This is a genomic window from Sphaerospermopsis kisseleviana CS-549 (assembly GCF_028329225.1).
Classification (GTDB): Bacteria; Cyanobacteriota; Cyanobacteriia; order Cyanobacteriales; family Nostocaceae; genus Sphaerospermopsis; species Sphaerospermopsis kisseleviana.
This window is the reverse complement of record NZ_JAQMTI010000197.1, coordinates 33,977-51,199: the sequence shown is the minus strand read 5'-3', so window position 1 is coordinate 51,199 and position 17,223 is coordinate 33,977. Positions and strand designations below refer to the sequence as shown.

Sequence of the window (17,223 nt, the reverse complement as noted above, 5' to 3'; positions counted from 1 at the left end):
GTTGCCCGAATGCTTCGCCCTTACAGGAAAATAGCCTGGTCATAAAATTGATAATTTGTTGCCCGAATGCTTCGCCCTTACAGGAAAATAGCCTGGTCATAAAATTGATAATGGTCGCCCGAATGCTCCTCTCCATCTCCCAAAACTAAGAAAACCTCTGTTGCTAGTCGCGCTGGAAGATAAAATAGTTAAGGAATGTTGCCTAGAAACTGACTCATGACATCATCACCAGACATAGATACTATTAATTCTCCCAATGTTGACAAAGAAGGATACAGTAACTCAGCAGTTGATCCCTTAGATGAGTTACCAGATGAAGTAGAAATGTCGTTTTTCGATCATCTGGAAGAATTGCGATCGCGCATTTTTTATTCTTTAATAGCTGTAGCTGTATGTGTGGTTGGTTGCTTTGTCGTTGTTAAACCACTTGTACAAATACTGGAAGTTCCTGCAAACGGTATCAAATTTCTGCAACTAGCACCAGGAGAATATTTCTTTGTCTCCTTAAAAGTTGCTGGTTACAGTGGTTTAGTGCTGGCCACTCCTTTTATACTTTACCAAATTGTGCAATTTGTATTACCCGGTTTGACTCGTCGTGAACGTCGTTTATTAGCACCGATAGTTTTTGGTTCGAGTATTTTATTTTTGGGTGGGTTAGTATTTGCCTATTTTCTACTTATTCCCGCAGCTTTAAACTTTTTTGTTAGCTACGGTGCTGATGTGGTAGAACAACTATGGTCAATTGAAAAATATTTTGAATTTGTATTATTGTTGTTATTCAGCACTGGTTTAGCTTTTCAAGTTCCCGTGATTCAATTATTGTTAAGTAATTTAGGTATTGTTTCTTCAAATCAAATGTTAGCCGGTTGGCGGTTTGTGATTATGGTTGCAGTGGTTTTAGGTGCGGTGTTAACACCTTCTACTGATCCTTTAACTCAGAGTTTATTAGCAGGGGCGGTTTTAGGGTTGTATTTTGGTGGTATTGGGTTGGTGAAATTAACAGGTAAGTAATAGGAAATGGGAAATGGGACATAATCAAAACATGAGAAATAATAGTTTTAGTGTAATATTCAAATATGCCAACCGTTTTCAGAATTGGTTCTTACCGTTTCTACTTTTACAGTCATTAACCTAATGAACCTCCCCATATACATATTGATAGAGATGACTCAACAGCTAAGTTTTGGTTAAAATCTGTTAGTTTAGCTAGTAAGCTGTTGTGCATTTAATTTGTATAAGTGGAACAGGCATCTTGCCTGTTAAACAAGAGTTCAGAATATTAGGATTATACAATTTAGCTGTGTAACAGCTTACCAACTTGACCACGTAATAAGTTATATTCAGGTAAATCAACTGTGAGTGCTACTACATCTAGTAACTTTGGTTCAAGTTTACTCATTTTTTACAAAATGTATCGCGCCATTAACTCTACACCAGAAATGTGTTAGCGAAGCGCACCAAAGGTATCGCTCTTACTATGCTTGTTAAACACTCTCATTCCAATACTCTAAACCAGTAACAATCACATCTTCTAACCATTGCTTAAAACGTTCTTTCAGATTTATCTCATCATCAGCATAAGAAAACTGAAATAGAGAATCTGTTAATGCTTGAATATCACTAATATTACTAATATTTTTTTCACCCTCTTCTGTATTATCTCTGTGATATGCACAAGCAGAACAAGCAAGTAAGCCAAGATATTCATGTCCAACAACATGAAAAGAAAGTAAAATTGTTGTTGTTGATTCTACATTTATGACCAATTGTATCCAACTGTGATAGGGACGAAGATTAGCAAAGTATCCTAATTGTTTAGCTGTTTCTACCACTTGGAAGCGATGATAATATGATTTAGGATCACGTGCAGGTGCAGTGCGTGTAAAAATCTGAGCATCACTCACTAGATTTTGAAGTGATAACTTAATTTCAGTAGCGATATCTTGTAAGCGAACAGATGCAATTTCAAACAGATTTGCAGCAAATCCCTCAACTTTTTGACAGCGATCCGAAATAGTAACAGATTGGCTTTGCTTAATTTTCTCAGTGATAGATGAAATCACAGCTTGAACGCGGCGTGTTTCTGACAAAACTTGTTCAGATAAACGAAGACTACGAAGAAATGCCTGTTTTTGACTATTAGAAAATAAGTTAATCAAAGGTAATAAATTTCTTTGATCTGCTTGTTCTGAAGCTTCAATATAAACTGCTCTATCGTCACGAGTGAGAACTAAAGGAAACAATCCAGCTTGTATGAAAACTAAACTAGCAAGACATCGAGCTACTCTACCATTACCATCTTGAAATGGATGAATTTGTGTAAACCGATGATGTAACCATGCTGCTTCAACTTCTGGAGGAATGTTTTGTTTTCTATGTTCATGATGCCATTGAATCAAATTATCCATTTCTGATGCAACTTGTTCAGGAGGACAATATTCATGTATTATTCCATTAGGTCTTTCAGGGTTATTAGGTTGTCGTTTCCAATCACCCCGGATGAGAGAAACACGAATAATTTGCCCTGAAGATGTTTTAGCTTCTGTACTATCTTGATTTTGAGTTAGCAGTTGATGTAATTCTTTGATATAAAAATTAGATAAGGTTCTCTGTCCACCGACAAAATCAAATAGTCCTTCAATAGCTGCTTCTTGATCTTGGATCAGAGATACAACTTGTTTGATAGGGGGATTGGTAGGATTATGAGGAATAAGAGCTTCATTAATTCCTTTTTCAATTAGTATCCGAGTAATTCCTTGATCAAGGGTATATAATCTTTCAATAATTCCAGTTTCAATGGCAATTTCTCGACACAACCTTTCCCTAAAGATTTTAAATTCTCCAGAGGAACGTAGACGTTCTGCTTGTTCATTCCAAAATGTTACTAAAGATGATAACTCAGCACTTGCTAAGTTTTGCCAATTTGCTGGTAGGTTTTCTATTGGTTGCCACTGCATGAATCATCTCCAAAAACTGGATTAATAGTTTAATATGATATTGCTCTTAACTCTACATCATAAATGCGTTAGCGTTCGCGTAGCGTCTCGTAGAGATAGCGCACCGAAGGTATTGCTCTCACTCTACATCGGAAATGCAATATTACCCAATAATTAAAACTGTGAATTTAACCATCCTAAAAAATCTCCCGTCTTGACAAAATATATTTCTATACTTGCTTCCTGCAATATTTCTTTAATCTCTGGTTTACCAAAGTCTGTATGATTTCCACTCAAAAAAACTTTTTTCTCATTTGTAGATGTTTGATAATGATCAAGAATACAGTGTAAAATTAAATTGTCTGTAGGATCATTAATAAGTATATTTTCCATACTTTTACTGAGAATATCTGGTTTTAATTGTATTAAGTCTACAGTTTTAGTAGCCCATTCTAAAACATCAAAAAGACGAGTATTAATCTCATTTATTCTCTCATTATTCTTAATAATTGCTTGTCGTAGATATAATTTGATGTCTCCAGAGTATGTTGAGTTTCTATCTCCTTTTAGTTTACTAACTTCATCATCTAAGTTCTTTTTAAAACGATTGCTTCTGTTTCTTTCACTTTCTAGTACAGAAAGAGATTCCATACAACAAATTGCAGGAGTTACTATTTTAATTTTTGTTGTTACTTCAGGATATTGGGAATTTACTAAATTCTCAGTATCTTGATCCTGTTTTTTTTGCAAAGTCAATAAAAAAATTAGTTTCTATGTAAAGCGTAATCATTAAATTTACTCGCCTTTATTGTGCAGCATCAGCAATTTTATCTACAAAACCTATCTGGGTTAATTCTTGTGATTTTGGGGGATTATCTGTTTTCCAATTCTCAGCTAAATCTCTTAACCATCCTTCTACTAATGTTTCTAAATAATATTCAAAAATCCTCTTTTTATGACTAAATTCTGGATCATATTCAGACAAAACTTCATGAGTTGGGAAGGTGTAGACATCTTCTAACTTTTCCCCATCCCATTGAAAAAATTTAATTTCTTCACGGGTAGCTGTCATTGCATAAGGAATTATCACTCTATTATGTTCTTGTTCAAATTTGAGGATATTTTCGATTTTGGCAGTAATATCTTCTACAATATCTCTAGCTCTAACTTTTGATACTAAAATTTTATTTCCGTTTTTGTCCCAAGCTGTAATATCTGATAGTTCTATGGTTGTGTCGTTCAGTTTTGTAGCGTCCATTTTTTTTATCCTTGTGACATTAAAGGTTGTAGGTTATACTTGAAGCGCTGCTCATCAGCAAAATCATCAAAAGAACGAAAACGACCTGCTTCAAAGTCTTCTAATCCTTGCTGAATACCCTGAATAGCTGCTTCTGAGTCTTGTAATTCCCAGTCTAGGATATTCTCCAACAATTCAGCCGCGACAAAACTAATATCTTGTCCTTGCTGTGCTGCTTTCTCTCGCAGTCTAGCTTCTAATTCTGGACTAAGGGAAACAACTATCGCCATAACCGTATATTTTGGGCAAGGTTTCTAGATATTATTGTATATCAAATTATTAATTAGAAATGTACTTTGGTTGAAAATTAGTTTAATATTGATATTTAGAAGTATACAGAATTATTATGGATGCTTTAATTGAAGAACTAAATACAAAGTTAAATTACTGGCAACCAGCCGTAGCAGATCAAGTTCGCCGTTGTATTCTAGAAATTATCGAAATGGCAGATCAAGATGTTTTAGACATTCTCAGAACTCGTACAGTAGAACAAGAAGTGTTGGATTTGTTAGATGAACCCTAAGCTTGGTGAAGTTTGGCTTGCAGACTTGGGTATAGCTGCAAAAACACGCCCAATTGTGATTGTATCTCGTGATGATCCTGACCCACCACGAGCGTTGGTAATTTATGTACCACTAACTACCCAAAATCGGGGAAGTCTTTATGAGGTTGCACTACCTAGACTGCAATTTCTGGAGCGAGATTCTACAGCTAATGTTCAGGGTATTGGATCTATTCCCACAATAAGACTAGAGAGAAAATTGGGCAAGTTACCAGAGGAAGTTATGCTAGAAATTCAGCAAGCGATTAAATTCGCACTTGATCTACAGGATGAAGCTGAATAATCGCTCCTAACTCTACATCAGAAATGCGATCGCTGTTTAATCTACTATCAGAAATGCGATCGCACTCTCTACTCTACATCCAGAAAATGCGATCGCTTTCTAAACAACAAAAGGTACTAAATTCAGTATTATTTTATTTCAAACCCATAATTACATTATAATTCAATCTCCTTTGCCTCAATAGCTTTTTCTAGAACATCTCTTAAAACTACTACCTTACTTGGTAGAGAATCTTTAATCTTTGCATCATCTTCCCAACAAATCAGAACATCAATATCTTCCTTATTATGATTTGATGTGAAAGCAGAAGCTTTCATTTTCAATTCAGCAATTAAGTATTCATTAACAATACTTGTAGTTAACAAAAAATCACTGGGATTAAAAGTTAAAATATGGGTAACTTGATAAGCAAGCATAACAGCCACGATACGCACATCATGAGTGCGTTTACCCATTACCTTATTAGTCGTTACTAAATTTAACCAATTGGGAAAAATATCTTCCGACTCTTTCAGTAATGGAAAACGCCTCAGAACTTGGTCTATAGTCTTGCGCGTTGTTTCCACACTCCACCTAAACCATTAACTTCAACTGGTCGTGTAGCTACAGCCCAAAACTCGACGAGTATTTGCGCCGTCAAAAAACATTCATCTCCCTGCGTGAGTAAACGAGATATGGCCTCTGTTGCAAGGTGATGCTGAACATCAGAAGGATTACAGAAGCGCATCACAACATTAGTATCAATAATATATCTCGTCATTCTTCGTAAATACTATCTCGACAAAAAGCTGCATCACTCAAACTCACACCAGTTTCAGGAAGTTGAGAAACCCAATCTCGAAACTCACTCGCCCTTGCTTCTGGTGTTAATTTTTGCCATAATGGAGTAGTGTCAGAAAACTTTTGAGATTGAAACTGAATAAAAGCTATAAAATCAGCTATTTTTTCCAGTTGTTCTTCATCGAGATGATCTAATTCTTGCTTGAGTTTTTCTCGCAACATAACATAATTTAAGATTGTACAAAATAGGCTGTAACAACACTCATTTTATCACTATATTCACAAACTTTGTTTTAAAAATTTATAATCTGACGATATTGAATAGTTAAGGAATCCATATAAAAACCAGAGATTTTATTGATCTTAAAACCTACTTTCGTTTACTCCAATAAAATGGCTTGCGCTTATGATGTGCTACAGCTAAAATGCGAATTTCTTCCTCTTATAGAACACGATATAAAAGAGAATAGGGAAATTTTGGTATCACTAAACGCCGAATAGAACCGCGAACCTTTGCACCTATTTCTGGATAATACATCAAACAATTTACAACCTGCTCTACCGCTTCTAAATATTCTAAACCAAGACCCGTTTTTTGCTGCTCATAATAATTGATAGCATCAGTTAATTCTTGTTCTGCCCAGGGATGAAATATAACAGTTATCATTCTAAATAAATACGCAATTTACTAAACACTTCTTGAGAGGAAATACCAGCAATTTTACCATTACTCATATCCTCATCCCTTAATTCTGCCTCTTGTATCCATTCATTAGCAATTTGCTGATCAATTTTTTCTACTTGTCCTAAATGTTCAATCAAACGAGCTACTAATAATGCTAGAGTATCCTTTGGTAAAGCTAAAACTTGAGCCTCTAATTGTTCAATAGTCATAAATTAATGCTCCGATATCGTTATAACACCAGCAAAACCAAGTAAACGCTGACGTGCTTCCTCAGTATCAGATTGAGGACTAACTGACAAACTATACTGACGATTGAGGGAAGCTGCAACTAATTCTGCTACTGAAACTCCCACCGCTGTAGCTTGTTGTTGGAAAGCCATATAAACATCATCGTTTAGTTCCAGAGTTAATACTTGACTCACGATTTTTAAGCTACCTTAAATAACTTTCCCATAATTATAGCTTTTTTCTACTTGAGAACCCAGAAAAATAAAGCATAATTAACCTTTAACCATACAGAGAAAAAACACAATGAACAAACAACCCATCCGCGTCGGAGTCCTTGGTTTTGGGGGACTCGGCCAAGCAGCAGCAAAACTCCTCTCCAGCAAACGGGAAATGATCTTAGTTGCAGCCGCAGATCAAAAAGGCTACGCATACTCTACAGAAGGCTTAAACACCAATGCTTGCATTTCCACCTACCAAAAACAGGGAACAGTCGGTTATTTAGAACCCTTTGGAACATTAAGCAACAACAGCATTCAAGACCTAATTCAAGCCACCGGTGACGCTGTAGATGGTTATTTCCTGGCTTTACCCAACCTACCTAACGACTTTATCCCCAACGTCACCAAACAATTTATCGAAGCGGGTTGGCAAGGTGTGTTAGTTGATGCCATCAAACGCACCAGCGCCGTAGAACAACTTTTAGCGATGAAAGATGAACTGCAAGCAGCAGGTATTACCTACATGACCGGTTGTGGTGCAACTCCTGGACTATTAACCGCCGCCGCCGCTTTAGCAGCCCAAAGTTACGCCGAAATTCACAGCGTAGTTATTACCTTTGGTGTAGGTATTGCTAACTGGGAAGCTTATCGTGCTACAGTTCGGGAAGATATCGGACATATACCCGGTTATACTGTAGAAACCGCTAGAGCAATGACCGATGCAGAAGTAGAAGCATTACTTGATAAAACTAACGGTGTGTTGACATTAGAAAACATGGAACACGCCGATGATGTAATGTTAGAAATAGCTGGAATTTGTTCACGGGATAGAGTAACCGTTGGTGGTGTAGTTGATACTCGCAACCCCAAAAAGCCTTTAAGTACCAATGTGAAAATTACTGGACGCACCTTTGAAGGGAAAATATCAACTCATACATTTACATTAGGTGATGAAACCAGCATGGCCGCTAACGTTTGTGGTCCTGCCTTTGGTTATTTAAAAGCCGGTCAAGAATTACATCAAAGAGGCATTAACGGCTTATTTACCGCAGCGGAAATTATGCCTAAATTTGTAAAATAGGGGACTGGGGACTGGGGACTGGTGACTGGTGACTGGTGACTGGGTATAATATTAACTCTTGCCTTTTGCCTTTTGCCTTGTTACTATTCCCTATTCCCTAATATAAGATTCTTGATATTCTTCTTTCTCTTCTTCCAAAATTGTCGGTGTTTGCATCACAAAAGGTAAATCTGCACCTATTAAACCTCGTTGGATGTGTTGCGGGGTTTCAGGAAAAATCACAAACAAAGGATAAACACTATTTGCACCTTCGCTTAAAATATGACTATGACGGGGGTGCATGATCCATTCATATTGTTTATCCAACAAAACTTGAGTTTGTCTCCATCTTCCCAAAAAATCAGAAAAATCCTCATCAGGACGATGAATAAATAATAAAATTTCTACATCTGTTTTGATTTTCCATTCTGGATCACACATAATCATGGCAATATCACAAGGTAAACCCATCGTTTGTGAAGTTTTAGCTTCTAAGTCACGCACTCTAACAACAGGTAAAGTGATAGTAATGACACTTTCCGATGGACGACGTAGACTGGGAATCATTTCCCAGTAAGGACGATGATTTTTGAGAAGTGCGATCGCTGCTATATGATTACTATATTCTGCTAAACCCAATAACGCAAACACTTGTTTTGGATGAATTGGCTGGTACGAATGGCCTCATCTATTGCTTGGTATTGCTTATCTTTTGCTTTGACTTTGAACTCGTAAATTATCATGGCGACGACCTAACAACCACATTCTTATGTTAAATCGGTTCACATAACTTGTCAGTGAGAAAATGGTAATATCCTGGTGACTGCCCCTAGAGGGGCAAGCCGTTCACCTACATCCACTGTTCCTTAGCACGGTAAAATATCTTCGCAGTTCGACACTTCGGCAAGCTCAGTGACCGCAAGCTCTCTGACCACCACGCTCAGATACTTTACCTCAGTGGTTTTGGTTCACTCAACTTTCTTATAAAATGGTGAAATCAACTGTATTGTTAGATTTCATGAATAATGTTTGAATTGTACAGTTTAAATGCTGCACGTAGGTTGAATCAAAAATCTACAATTGCTTCCAGCAAAGCCTTCAAAAGCATCTGGGATGAGTAGATAATGATGGATGAAAATAAACAAGTAAACAATACAAGCCAGCAATTGGGCGAACCAATAGAGGGAAACCAAGCAATGAACAGCGACTCACCAGCCGAAATTAACTCTCATGAATCTGGCAGCGATGTGACTGAGCAAACCCCAGAGCAAACCAATGTATCGGGAGAACCTGCTTTCACAGAAGAAAATGGTGTCGCTGCGGCAGAAACAACAGAAGTCGATACGGCGGCTTTAACACAATTGACTCAACAAATTGAGTTTTTGAAAATGCAAGTTGAAGAACGTAGCACTCAATATATGCGAATCGCCGCAGATTTTGAGAATTATCGCAAACGCGTCTCTAAAGAAAAAGAAGATATGGAAACACAGGTGAAGAGAAACACAATTATGGAATTGTTACCTGTAGTTGATAACTTTGAACGGGCGCGGGCGCACCTCAAACCACAAAATGATGGCGAGATGACAATTCACAAAAGTTATCAAGGAGTGTATAAACAATTAGTGGATTGTCTGAAACGATTAGGTGTGTCACCAATGCGTCCTGAAGGTCAAGAATTTGATCCTAACCTGCATGAAGCCGTGATGCGAGAACCGACCAATGAACATCCCGAAGGAACAGTTTTAGAAGAATTAGTACGGGGATATTTTTTGGGCGATCGCGTGTTGCGCCATGCAATGGTGAAAGTTGCTGCGCCCCAGGAAGATACACCTACAGAACAGGAAGATGAGTCTAGTCAAGAAAACAGTTAAGCTGTATTCACTCGTCCTACTGACTGAAAAATTCTCAATTCTGCGGTAAAAATTACTGTTCTCAAACAGGATAGGGCTGTTGACTCTTTACTGAAGTTAATCAGCCCTTCCGCAAGCGGGTTTAATCAAAGACTAGGCGTTATCATTAGTAGCAGATATATGCTATGGCTTTATGTAGGGCTTGCTGAATAAATGTAAATGACCCTAATGTTTCCCTATCTGTTTTTAAGTCAATATTAGAGGAATTTCAACAAACTCTGTTTGCGATCGGTGCAGATGTTTACAAACGAGTTAGTAGCCCGGTCAATAGCCCATCGTCAGAGGGAGGAAACGAGGAGGAAGAAGACCTGAGTGATATTTCCTTAACTTTGGTAGAAGAAAGTTCCACAACAGCAACGTCAATACCACAATTCAATTTTGATTTTGATGAGGATAATACGGCTATATCTGATTATGAAGCGATAGATTAGGTAATGGGCAATTGGTAATTGGTAATTGGTAATTGGTAATGGGTTATTAACCTCTCTCCCTGACTGCTGACTGCTAACTCCTGCTAAGTGTGAAGTAGATGATCTCATACTAAATATGAAACTAAAAGTATATGGTGGATTTCCACACCATAAGGTACGGTTAGTCCCTCTATTTGATGGGCTTATTTTTGTCGTTCTAAGTAGCACAATTGTAAAAGAGATCGGCTCAGGCAATGTCAGGATGATCGAGCTAAATTGACTCATCATGCCATTGCTTTTGTCGTTAACCACAATGAATGTATCTGCTAATCAAGATTTACTGTTAATGTTTGTTAAAGGTAAAAGGTAAAATAAATTCATAAACAAAAATTAAGTGCTGTCTCTATCTCCTTTACCTTAGTCTTTTAGGTATTTCTGCTTTATTAGTTCTAACTTTTACCCTTGCTCTATGGCCCGCGACTATTATGAAATTCTAGGTGTCTCTCGTGATGCCGACAAAGAAGAAATTAAACAGGCTTATCGCCGCCAAGCCCGGAAGTATCACCCTGATGTGAACAAAGAACCGGGTGCGGAAGAACGATTCAAGGAAATAAACCGCGCTTATGAAGTGCTGTCTGAGCCAGAAACCCGCGAGCGTTACAACCGTTTTGGTGAAGCTGGCGTTTCTGGTGCTGCTGGTGCTGGCTTCCAAGATATGGGGGATATGGGCGGTTTTGCCGATATCTTTGAAAGCATTTTCAGCGGTTTTGCTGGAGGAATGGGTGGACCTACACAGCAAAGACGGCGTAGTGGTCCTGTACGGGGTGATGATTTACGTCTAGACCTGAAGTTAGATTTTCGGGAAGCGGTATTTGGTGGTGAAAAGGAAATCCGCATTTCTCATCTAGAAACTTGTGAAGTTTGTAGTGGTTCTGGTGCTAAACCAGGAACTCGTCCCCGGACTTGTAGCACTTGTAGCGGTTCTGGCCAGGTGCGACGTGTGACTAGAACTCCTTTTGGCAGCTTTACCCAAGTTTCTACCTGTCCCACCTGTAATGGTACTGGGTCAGTAGTGGAAGATAAATGTGATGCTTGTGATGGTAAAGGCGCAAATCAGGTCACGAAAAAGCTAAAAATTACTATTCCCGCTGGGGTAGATAATGGTACACGGTTACGGATCTCCCAAGAAGGTGATGCTGGCCAACGAGGTGGACCTGCGGGAGATTTGTATGTTTACTTATTTGTGAATGAGGATGAAGAATTTCAGCGTGATGGAATTAATGTTCTTTCGGAAATCAAACTCAGCTACTTGCAAGCAATTTTAGGTTGCCGTTTGGAGGTGAATACTGTTGATGGTCCGGTAGAGTTGATTATTCCCCCAGGAACTCAGCCAAATACGGTGATGAGACTGGAAAGTCGTGGTGTACCTCGTTTGGGAAATCCTGTGAGTCGGGGCGACCATTTGCTGACGGTGTTAATTGATATTCCTACGAAGATCACCCCAGAGGAAAGGGAACTGCTGGAAAAACTAGCTAAAATTAAGGGTGATAGAACTGGTAAAGGTGGGGGATTTTTTGAAAATCTGTTTAAGTCATGAGTCTATCTTCTCTGTTAACTCCTGATGCTCAGTTGGACTTGCGTGGTACTCCTTGTCCAATTAATTTTGTCCGGACTAAGTTACGTCTGGAACAAATGCCAGATGGCAGTTTGTTGGAAGTCTGGTTAGATGGGGGTGAACCTATTGAACAAGTTCCTGATAGTTTAACTATGGCTGGTTATCAGGTGGAAAAAATTACTGACTGTTCTGGTTATTTTTCTTTGCTTGTACGTCGTCCGGTAACTGCTGCATGATGGAAGATAGTGTTTCTACTACAGGGGAGTTATTGGGTACGGTGTTAGCTGTACAGGCTAATTTTTATCGGGTGCAGTTAGATCAAGGAGTCGTAGGGGCGAAGCATTCGGAAAATAGCCTTGAACAAAAATTGATAATTGGTCGCCCGAATGCTTCGCCCGTACAGGAGTCAGGAGTCAGGAGTCAGAAGGCAGAAGGCAGGAGGCAGGGAAACATTAATAACCCAGTCCCTAGTCACCAGTCCCCAGTCTCCAGTCTCCTCTGTACCCGCAGGACTCGGTTGAAAAAAATCGGTCAACAGGTGATGGTTGGCGATCGCGTGGTTATTGAAGAGCCTGACTGGACCGGGGGAAGGGGTGCGATCGCTGATGTTCTACCAAGAAACAGTGAGTTGGATCGACCGGCGATCGCTAATGTGAATCAAATTCTTTTGGTTTTTGCGGTTGCTGATCCTCCCTTAGAACCTTTTCAGTTAAGCAGGTTTTTAATTAAGGCTGAATCTACAGGGGTAGATGTTTTATTATGCCTAAATAAATGTGATTTAATTACAGAAGACGAACAACAGGAAATTAGCGATCGCCTCGAAAGTTGGGGTTATCAACCAATTTTTATTAGTGTGCAAAATCAAATTAATATTAATGAAGTTTCTAATTATTTAAATCATAAAATTACTGTGATTGCTGGTCCTTCGGGTGTGGGAAAATCCAGTTTAATTAATATGTTAATTCCTGATGCTAATTTGCGTGTGGGTGAGGTTTCTGGTAAGTTAGCGCGTGGTCGTCATACTACCCGTCATGTGGAATTATTTGAACTTCCTGATGGTGGTTTGTTAGCTGATACTCCTGGTTTTAATCAACCTGATTTAAGTTGTCTTCCTGAAGATTTAATCTACTATTTTCCTGAAGCGAGAAGACGTTTAGAAGGTGGAAGTTGTCGTTTTACTGATTGTTTACATCGAGATGAACCGGGTTGTATTGTGGGTAGTGACTGGGAAAGATATGAGCATTATTTGGAATTTTTAAGTGATGCGATCGCTTATCAAACTTATCTTAAAGAACAAGCTGATCCTGAGTCTACTTTGAAGGTGAAAGCTAAGGGTAAGGGTGAAAGTAAGTATGAACCTAAGTTGGAAAGTAAGAAATACCGTCGGGTTTCTCGTCGGGTTCAGGTGCAAAGTTTACAAGATTTAGATTTAGAAAGTGAGGAGTAGGTAAGAAGTTTAAGAGGGTTTTTCTGTGTGGTGTTTGTTTCTTTTTTTATTGAACCACGAAGAACGCAAAGGACGCTAAGGTAAGAGGTTTTTTAGGGTTTTTCTTTTTTCTTTACTTCTTTTTTATTCTTTCTTCTGACTCCTGACTACTGACTCCTGACTCCTCATTTTAAGGTTTCTTTTATTGCTATTTCTAATAACTCATCTAGAGAAATTCCCGCATTTTTGGACATACAAGGAATTACGCTTTTCGGTGAATAGGAACAATATAACCCAGCTTCTAAAAAGTAAGGTTCTCCATTCGGATCTATGCGAAAATCAAATAAGCTATAATGACGACATCCTAATGCTTGATGACATTTTTTTGCTGCTGCTTGTACTTTTTGGGTGATGGGGTCTTGTGTATCTACAATCCAAGCTTTAATATTATCTTTGGCTGTTAAATTTAAGTTACCATCATCCCCTAATTTCAGTTTATCAGCGTAGTCTCTCACGGGTTTATTTTTGGAGTCTACTAAATATTCTTCTAGGGGTAAACCTATTAATTCTCCTTGTTTTTCGATTATCCCACATCTCACTTCTCGACCTAATTCTATATATTCTTCTACTATCACTTGTTCTGCATATTTGAATGCTTCTTTTAATGCGGTTTCGTATTCTTTAATGTCTTTTACTAAACTCACTCCTAAAGAGTTATCTGAACTTGCAGGTTTTACTACTGCTTTGGGTGTGATGGTGGGAATGTCTCCAGGACGCAAAACTTCACCATGAGGAACTTTTACCCCTGCTGCTGCTACAATGGTTTTAGCTTTCGCTTTATTCGCGGTTATGGCCATTACTTCCGGGGTATTACCTATATAGCGAATTTTTAACACATCACATAAAGCGCGGTAATGGGTCATTCCCGGTATACAAAACATCTGCGGTACAACTACATCAATGTTTTTTGTCATTATCCATGCGATCGCATCCGGTAAGGATATGGGTTGACTGTCTGCAATATCTTCAAAACTCAAAGAATGGGGAAATTTCCAGTTACCATCCGGTGTAATATATGCAATCAGAATATCATAGTTTGGGTTATTTGCGATCGCATTTATTGAGTCTTGAGCATACAGTCGTGATAAATTACAGAAAAAATCACTTTCTGGGGACCCTGTAAGGTAGAGAAGATTGAGTTTTGACATGATTTTTTAAGAGTTTAGAATTTCAAAAGTTATGTAGGTTGGGTTCACGATCAGAAACCCAACGTTTTTAATGGTTTATTGGGTTTCATTTTGTTCAACCCAACCTACGAAAACTGTTAAATACAAATAAATACAAAAGATTGAGTTTTGACATGATTTTTGAGAAGTTCCAAATTTCCGAAGTTTTGAAATTACAAATTACAACTTTTTTAATCTCCACCAATTTCAACCAATTTCCCAATATTGAAATCTATTCTTACCCATCCTTTTAATTTTACCATATTTTGCAGCAATAACAACACAATTTGCCAATGATGCACCATTAAAAATGGTAAAGGATCATCTTTATCTAACATTGCATCCTTACCTTTAATCACTTTATTTAACCAGTTTGTTAAATCATTAAAAGACCTAATTCCTGTGATTCTCCACAATTCATGATATAACCAATAAGTTGGTTTACTGGTGGGTAAAGGTTCTATATGAGGTTGATTTTTCCCAGGTTCTAAATACGCATCCGCTAACCCTGGATGGTCATAAAACATTGTAATTGCAGTATGGGTGCGGGGGTTACATTCTATCGGGTAAACTTTTCCGTCTTCTGTTTGCATAAAATCAAAAGAAATTTGTCCAGTTAAATTTAATTCTTTGACAAATTTTTGTACCCATTGGAATATTTCTGGGTTATCAACCTGTTCATAATTTACTTGAAATGGGGAAGATTTAGAACAGCAATGTAAACGAATTTCTCCATCTCTGACTGTACTATGAGTACAATATTCTTGACCTTTGATAAATTCCTGCATTACCCAAGGTCTTTCTTTACTAATGGGTAATTTTTTCACATACTCTTTCATTCCTTCAAAGGGAAATTTCGTCATATCTAAACGAGTCACAGAATCATATTGAATACTTTTTATAATGTATGGATTTTGTTCTTGGGAAAAATCAAAGTTGATAATTTCCCCTGGGGAAGTTATTAAAAATACTTTGGGTGCGGTTAAACCTAAAACCCGCGCTTGTTCACATAAACTAAATTTATCATCTAGTGTTTTTGTCATTTCTGTATCGAAATGAAATACTTCACAATAAGGTGATAATATTGGTTTTGCTAAGGAGTCATAATAACTCGCAACGGGACTGGAAACGGGAATAAATACATCTATTTTTTCTCGTTTTACTATGTCTAATAAACTTTGACAATATCCTTCTGGATCTTTTTCGGGTGCGGGTACTGTGAGGAATTTTTTGACTGCTTTGGAATATTGATGTCCTGATAACCAATATTTATGGGTTTCTACCATGAATACTTTGTGGCCTGCGCGATGAAATGACCTTGCAAGTTGTAATGATTTGGTCATTTTACCACCTGTTAATAGGATGTTTTTGGGGTTTTCATAGGTGATTTTTTTCTGAAATGGTAAGGTGATCAGGTTGGTAAGAAATGCGGTAATTACTAGGGTGAGGTTGATCGGGAACATTAGGAGTAGTAATATTAATGTTCCTATGTTTTGCAAGATGGATTTTATTTTTTTCATGTTTTTTTATTGAACCGCAGAGACACAGAGGTTTGAGAGGGTTTTTCTGTTTGGTGTTTTTGTCTTTTTTTATTGAACCACGAAGGACGCAAAGGACGCAAAGGTAAGAGGTTTGAGAGGGTTTTTCTGTTGGGGATAAGAACCCCGACTTGTTTGTTTGGTTGTCTTATTTTATGATTGTTTTTTTGAGAAGTCGGGGATTTGAATATTCAATTTTCTATTTTCTTTTGATGATTGTTAAACCGTCTCTTAATGGTAATATGACTTGTTCCACTCTGGGATCTTGGGTGACTGTTTGATTAAATTTCGCTATCGCTTCTCCGTTTGCTGTTCTTTTTTCTTTGGGTAAATAAGGTTGTCCTTGTAATAATGTGTTATCTACACATATAAATCCATCCTTTGCTAATAGGTTGGTTTCTATTAACAGGTTGAAATAATCTACATATCCTGGTTTATCAGCATCTATGAAAACTAAATCAAAGGTTTCTCCATCTGCAATTAATTTCTTTAAGGTTTCTATTGCAGGTGCAGTTACCACTTTAATTTTTTTACCATGTTCTGAATTTTCAAAACATTCCTTCGCAAATTCTGAGACATATTCATCCACTTCACAAGCAATTATATCACCATCTGCCGGTAATGCTTCTGCCATTGCTAAAGCAGAATATCCCGTAAACATTCCTATCTCTAAAATGCGTTTTGCTTTAGTCATGGACACAAACATTTTTAAAGTTTGTCCTTCAATATGTCCAGATAACATTTCCTGTTCTAACTGACGGACTGTTTCACCATCATCAAATCTTTTACTCCAATCTTCAGCAGCAGTTTTTTTCGCTAATGCTGATAATTCTGGTGATTCTTGTGTAGTATTCTCTTCCAAATATGGATCTATTCCTGCTGCTAACTCATACACCTTTTTTAAAGAGTTCGCAAGTTCCGCAGAAACATTTTCCTGCTTCGCTATCTTTAATGTTCTTTCCAGTTCCTCAACCAAAATACCTAAAGGGGTAACAGGTCTAGGTTTGTTGATTTTTGTTAGAGTTTCAGTCATTAGATTTTAGATTTTA

General features: G+C 37.7%; 24 protein-coding genes and 2 pseudogenes. 10 read left to right on the top strand and 16 right to left on the bottom strand.

Going from position 1 to position 17,223, the window contains the following annotated elements; all coding sequences use genetic code 11:
- Nucleotides 1-216: 216 nt before the first annotated feature.
- Nucleotides 217-1,011, top strand: coding sequence for a twin-arginine translocase subunit TatC (tatC, locus tag PN497_RS16180; protein WP_096566518.1), 795 nt, complete (start codon nucleotides 217-219; stop codon nucleotides 1,009-1,011).
- Nucleotides 1,012-1,145: 134 nt separating this feature from the next.
- Nucleotides 1,146-1,229 (top strand): annotated as a pseudogene (locus tag PN497_RS25940) (hypothetical protein); the annotation flags it as partial.
- 65 nt (nucleotides 1,230-1,294) lie between these two features.
- On the opposite strand, the gene PN497_RS16175 reads toward PN497_RS25940, so the two are convergent.
- From PN497_RS16175 to PN497_RS16155, 5 genes are all read right to left on the bottom strand, one after another.
- A complete protein-coding gene (locus PN497_RS16175) occupies nucleotides 1,295-1,399 on the bottom strand; it encodes a DUF4926 domain-containing protein (RefSeq protein WP_096566516.1) in 105 nt (34 codons plus the stop codon).
- An 85-nt stretch (nucleotides 1,400-1,484) separates the two neighbouring features.
- The gene (locus tag PN497_RS16170) at nucleotides 1,485-2,957 is read right to left on the bottom strand and encodes a Fic family protein (protein WP_096566514.1); all 1,473 of its coding nucleotides are present in this window, start codon (nucleotides 2,955-2,957) and stop codon (nucleotides 1,485-1,487) included.
- Between the two features lie 153 nt (nucleotides 2,958-3,110).
- Nucleotides 3,111-3,686 carry a PIN domain-containing protein gene (locus PN497_RS16165; RefSeq protein ID WP_272110697.1) on the bottom strand — a complete coding sequence of 192 codons (576 nt, stop codon included), beginning with the start codon at nucleotides 3,684-3,686 and terminating at the stop codon, nucleotides 3,111-3,113.
- A gap of 55 nt (nucleotides 3,687-3,741) precedes the next feature.
- Entirely contained in the window at nucleotides 3,742-4,194 is a 453-nt protein-coding gene (locus tag PN497_RS16160; RefSeq protein ID WP_096566513.1) for a hypothetical protein, read from the bottom strand.
- Between the two features lie 5 nt (nucleotides 4,195-4,199).
- Entirely contained in the window at nucleotides 4,200-4,463 is a 264-nt protein-coding gene (locus tag PN497_RS16155; RefSeq protein WP_096566511.1) for a hypothetical protein, read from the bottom strand.
- Nucleotides 4,464-4,579: 116 nt separating this feature from the next.
- Here PN497_RS16155 and PN497_RS16150 point away from each other — a divergent pair, with 116 nt between their 5' ends.
- The 3 genes from PN497_RS16150 to PN497_RS16140 are packed head-to-tail and all read left to right on the top strand — an operon-like array spanning nucleotide 4,580 to nucleotide 5,239.
- Nucleotides 4,580-4,756 carry a hypothetical protein gene (locus PN497_RS16150; protein WP_190346269.1) on the top strand — a complete coding sequence of 59 codons (177 nt, stop codon included), beginning with the start codon at nucleotides 4,580-4,582 and terminating at the stop codon, nucleotides 4,754-4,756.
- Nucleotides 4,746-5,078: a type II toxin-antitoxin system PemK/MazF family toxin gene (locus PN497_RS16145; RefSeq protein WP_096566509.1), complete on the top strand. Its 333-nt coding sequence runs from the start codon at nucleotides 4,746-4,748 to the stop codon at nucleotides 5,076-5,078. The genes PN497_RS16150 and PN497_RS16145 overlap by 11 nt, the downstream gene beginning before the upstream one ends.
- 23 nt (nucleotides 5,079-5,101) lie before the next feature.
- Nucleotides 5,102-5,239 (top strand): hypothetical protein, encoded by a 138-nt coding sequence (locus PN497_RS16140; protein ID WP_190346268.1) that lies wholly within the window; start codon nucleotides 5,102-5,104, stop codon nucleotides 5,237-5,239.
- On the opposite strand, the gene PN497_RS16135 is transcribed toward PN497_RS16140, so the two are convergent.
- The 6 genes from PN497_RS16135 to PN497_RS16110 all read right to left on the bottom strand — a co-directional run bounded on the left by PN497_RS16135 (nucleotide 5,234) and on the right by PN497_RS16110 (nucleotide 6,965).
- Nucleotides 5,234-5,644, bottom strand: a complete 411-nt coding sequence (locus PN497_RS16135; RefSeq protein ID WP_272110693.1) for a hypothetical protein — start codon at nucleotides 5,642-5,644, stop codon at nucleotides 5,234-5,236. The two genes, PN497_RS16140 and PN497_RS16135, sit on opposite strands and share 6 nt — an antisense overlap.
- Nucleotides 5,620-5,838, bottom strand: a complete 219-nt coding sequence (locus tag PN497_RS16130; RefSeq protein ID WP_272110691.1) for a type II toxin-antitoxin system VapC family toxin — start codon at nucleotides 5,836-5,838, stop codon at nucleotides 5,620-5,622. The genes PN497_RS16135 and PN497_RS16130 overlap by 25 nt, the downstream gene beginning before the upstream one ends.
- Nucleotides 5,835-6,080: a hypothetical protein gene (locus PN497_RS16125; protein ID WP_096566507.1), complete on the bottom strand. Its 246-nt coding sequence runs from the start codon at nucleotides 6,078-6,080 to the stop codon at nucleotides 5,835-5,837. The genes PN497_RS16130 and PN497_RS16125 overlap by 4 nt, the downstream gene beginning before the upstream one ends.
- A gap of 220 nt (nucleotides 6,081-6,300) precedes the next feature.
- Entirely contained in the window at nucleotides 6,301-6,525 is a 225-nt protein-coding gene (locus PN497_RS16120) for a type II toxin-antitoxin system RelE/ParE family toxin (protein ID WP_272110689.1), read from the bottom strand.
- Nucleotides 6,522-6,752 (bottom strand): addiction module protein, encoded by a 231-nt coding sequence (locus PN497_RS16115; protein WP_096566505.1) that lies wholly within the window; start codon nucleotides 6,750-6,752, stop codon nucleotides 6,522-6,524. The genes PN497_RS16120 and PN497_RS16115 overlap by 4 nt, the downstream gene beginning before the upstream one ends.
- A gap of 3 nt (nucleotides 6,753-6,755) precedes the next feature.
- Nucleotides 6,756-6,965, bottom strand: a complete 210-nt coding sequence (locus tag PN497_RS16110) for a hypothetical protein (protein ID WP_096566503.1) — start codon at nucleotides 6,963-6,965, stop codon at nucleotides 6,756-6,758.
- A 109-nt stretch (nucleotides 6,966-7,074) separates the two neighbouring features.
- Here PN497_RS16110 and bioU point away from each other — a divergent pair, with 109 nt between their 5' ends.
- Entirely contained in the window at nucleotides 7,075-8,070 is a 996-nt protein-coding gene (gene bioU, locus PN497_RS16105) for a (S)-8-amino-7-oxononanoate synthase BioU (protein ID WP_096566501.1), read from the top strand.
- Nucleotides 8,071-8,160: 90 nt separating this feature from the next.
- Here the strand turns inward: bioU and PN497_RS16100 are convergent, their stop codons facing one another.
- Nucleotides 8,161-8,700, bottom strand: a complete 540-nt coding sequence (locus PN497_RS16100) for a hypothetical protein (protein WP_272110686.1) — start codon at nucleotides 8,698-8,700, stop codon at nucleotides 8,161-8,163.
- Nucleotides 8,682-8,792, bottom strand: a pseudogene (locus tag PN497_RS16095) (RNA-guided endonuclease TnpB family protein); the annotation flags it as partial. The gene PN497_RS16100 and the pseudogene PN497_RS16095, both read right to left, overlap by 19 nt.
- A gap of 381 nt (nucleotides 8,793-9,173) precedes the next feature.
- Between PN497_RS16095 and grpE the strand changes: the two are divergent.
- The 4 genes from grpE to rsgA all read left to right on the top strand — a co-directional run bounded on the left by grpE (nucleotide 9,174) and on the right by rsgA (nucleotide 13,431).
- The gene (grpE, locus tag PN497_RS16090) at nucleotides 9,174-9,920 is read left to right on the top strand and encodes a nucleotide exchange factor GrpE (protein ID WP_096566497.1); all 747 of its coding nucleotides are present in this window, start codon (nucleotides 9,174-9,176) and stop codon (nucleotides 9,918-9,920) included.
- Nucleotides 9,921-10,838: 918 nt separating this feature from the next.
- On the top strand, nucleotides 10,839-11,966 hold the full coding sequence (gene dnaJ / locus PN497_RS16085; protein ID WP_096566495.1) for a molecular chaperone DnaJ: 1,128 nt from the start codon (nucleotides 10,839-10,841) through the stop codon (nucleotides 11,964-11,966).
- Nucleotides 11,963-12,220 carry a sulfurtransferase TusA family protein gene (locus tag PN497_RS16080; RefSeq protein WP_096566493.1) on the top strand — a complete coding sequence of 86 codons (258 nt, stop codon included), beginning with the start codon at nucleotides 11,963-11,965 and terminating at the stop codon, nucleotides 12,218-12,220. Before dnaJ ends, PN497_RS16080 begins: the two co-directional genes overlap by 4 nt.
- Nucleotides 12,217-13,431 (top strand): small ribosomal subunit biogenesis GTPase RsgA, encoded by a 1,215-nt coding sequence (gene rsgA / locus PN497_RS16075; RefSeq protein ID WP_096566491.1) that lies wholly within the window; start codon nucleotides 12,217-12,219, stop codon nucleotides 13,429-13,431. The genes PN497_RS16080 and rsgA overlap by 4 nt, the downstream gene beginning before the upstream one ends.
- 164 nt (nucleotides 13,432-13,595) lie before the next feature.
- Here the strand turns inward: rsgA and PN497_RS16070 are convergent, their stop codons facing one another.
- The 3 genes from PN497_RS16070 to PN497_RS16060 form a co-directional block, all read right to left on the bottom strand.
- Complete coding sequence (locus PN497_RS16070) at nucleotides 13,596-14,618, bottom strand: D-alanine--D-alanine ligase family protein (RefSeq protein WP_096566489.1); 1,023 nt, start codon at nucleotides 14,616-14,618, stop codon at nucleotides 13,596-13,598.
- Nucleotides 14,619-14,827: 209 nt separating this feature from the next.
- A complete protein-coding gene (locus PN497_RS16065) occupies nucleotides 14,828-16,156 on the bottom strand; it encodes an ATP-grasp domain-containing protein (protein ID WP_096566487.1) in 1,329 nt (442 codons plus the stop codon).
- 217 nt (nucleotides 16,157-16,373) lie between these two features.
- Complete coding sequence (locus tag PN497_RS16060) at nucleotides 16,374-17,207, bottom strand: O-methyltransferase (RefSeq protein WP_096566485.1); 834 nt, start codon at nucleotides 17,205-17,207, stop codon at nucleotides 16,374-16,376.
- Nucleotides 17,208-17,223: the final 16 nt, after the last annotated feature.

Coding starts and splice junctions, on each gene's coding strand:
- PN497_RS16060 (WP_096566485.1), bottom strand. CDS start 17,207: ATGACTGAAACTCTAACAAAAATCAACAAACCTAGACCTGTTACCCCT.
- bioU (WP_096566501.1), top strand. CDS start 7,075: ATGAACAAACAACCCATCCGCGTCGGAGTCCTTGGTTTTGGGGGACTC.
- PN497_RS16155 (WP_096566511.1), bottom strand. CDS start 4,463: ATGGCGATAGTTGTTTCCCTTAGTCCAGAATTAGAAGCTAGACTGCGA.
- PN497_RS16120 (WP_272110689.1), bottom strand. CDS start 6,525: ATGATAACTGTTATATTTCATCCCTGGGCAGAACAAGAATTAACTGAT.
- PN497_RS16065 (WP_096566487.1), bottom strand. CDS start 16,156: ATGAAAAAAATAAAATCCATCTTGCAAAACATAGGAACATTAATATTA.
- PN497_RS16145 (WP_096566509.1), top strand. CDS start 4,746: ATGAACCCTAAGCTTGGTGAAGTTTGGCTTGCAGACTTGGGTATAGCT.
- PN497_RS16140 (WP_190346268.1), top strand. CDS start 5,102: ATGCGATCGCTGTTTAATCTACTATCAGAAATGCGATCGCACTCTCTA.
- rsgA (WP_096566491.1), top strand. CDS start 12,217: ATGATGGAAGATAGTGTTTCTACTACAGGGGAGTTATTGGGTACGGTG.
- tatC (WP_096566518.1), top strand. CDS start 217: ATGACATCATCACCAGACATAGATACTATTAATTCTCCCAATGTTGAC.
- PN497_RS16170 (WP_096566514.1), bottom strand. CDS start 2,957: ATGCAGTGGCAACCAATAGAAAACCTACCAGCAAATTGGCAAAACTTA.
- PN497_RS16160 (WP_096566513.1), bottom strand. CDS start 4,194: ATGGACGCTACAAAACTGAACGACACAACCATAGAACTATCAGATATT.
- PN497_RS16125 (WP_096566507.1), bottom strand. CDS start 6,080: ATGTTGCGAGAAAAACTCAAGCAAGAATTAGATCATCTCGATGAAGAA.
- PN497_RS16080 (WP_096566493.1), top strand. CDS start 11,963: ATGAGTCTATCTTCTCTGTTAACTCCTGATGCTCAGTTGGACTTGCGT.
- PN497_RS16070 (WP_096566489.1), bottom strand. CDS start 14,618: ATGTCAAAACTCAATCTTCTCTACCTTACAGGGTCCCCAGAAAGTGAT.
- PN497_RS16130 (WP_272110691.1), bottom strand. CDS start 5,838: ATGACGAGATATATTATTGATACTAATGTTGTGATGCGCTTCTGTAAT.
- grpE (WP_096566497.1), top strand. CDS start 9,174: ATGATGGATGAAAATAAACAAGTAAACAATACAAGCCAGCAATTGGGC.
- PN497_RS16150 (WP_190346269.1), top strand. CDS start 4,580: ATGGATGCTTTAATTGAAGAACTAAATACAAAGTTAAATTACTGGCAA.
- dnaJ (WP_096566495.1), top strand. CDS start 10,839: ATGGCCCGCGACTATTATGAAATTCTAGGTGTCTCTCGTGATGCCGAC.
- PN497_RS16175 (WP_096566516.1), bottom strand. CDS start 1,399: ATGAGTAAACTTGAACCAAAGTTACTAGATGTAGTAGCACTCACAGTT.
- PN497_RS16115 (WP_096566505.1), bottom strand. CDS start 6,752: ATGACTATTGAACAATTAGAGGCTCAAGTTTTAGCTTTACCAAAGGAT.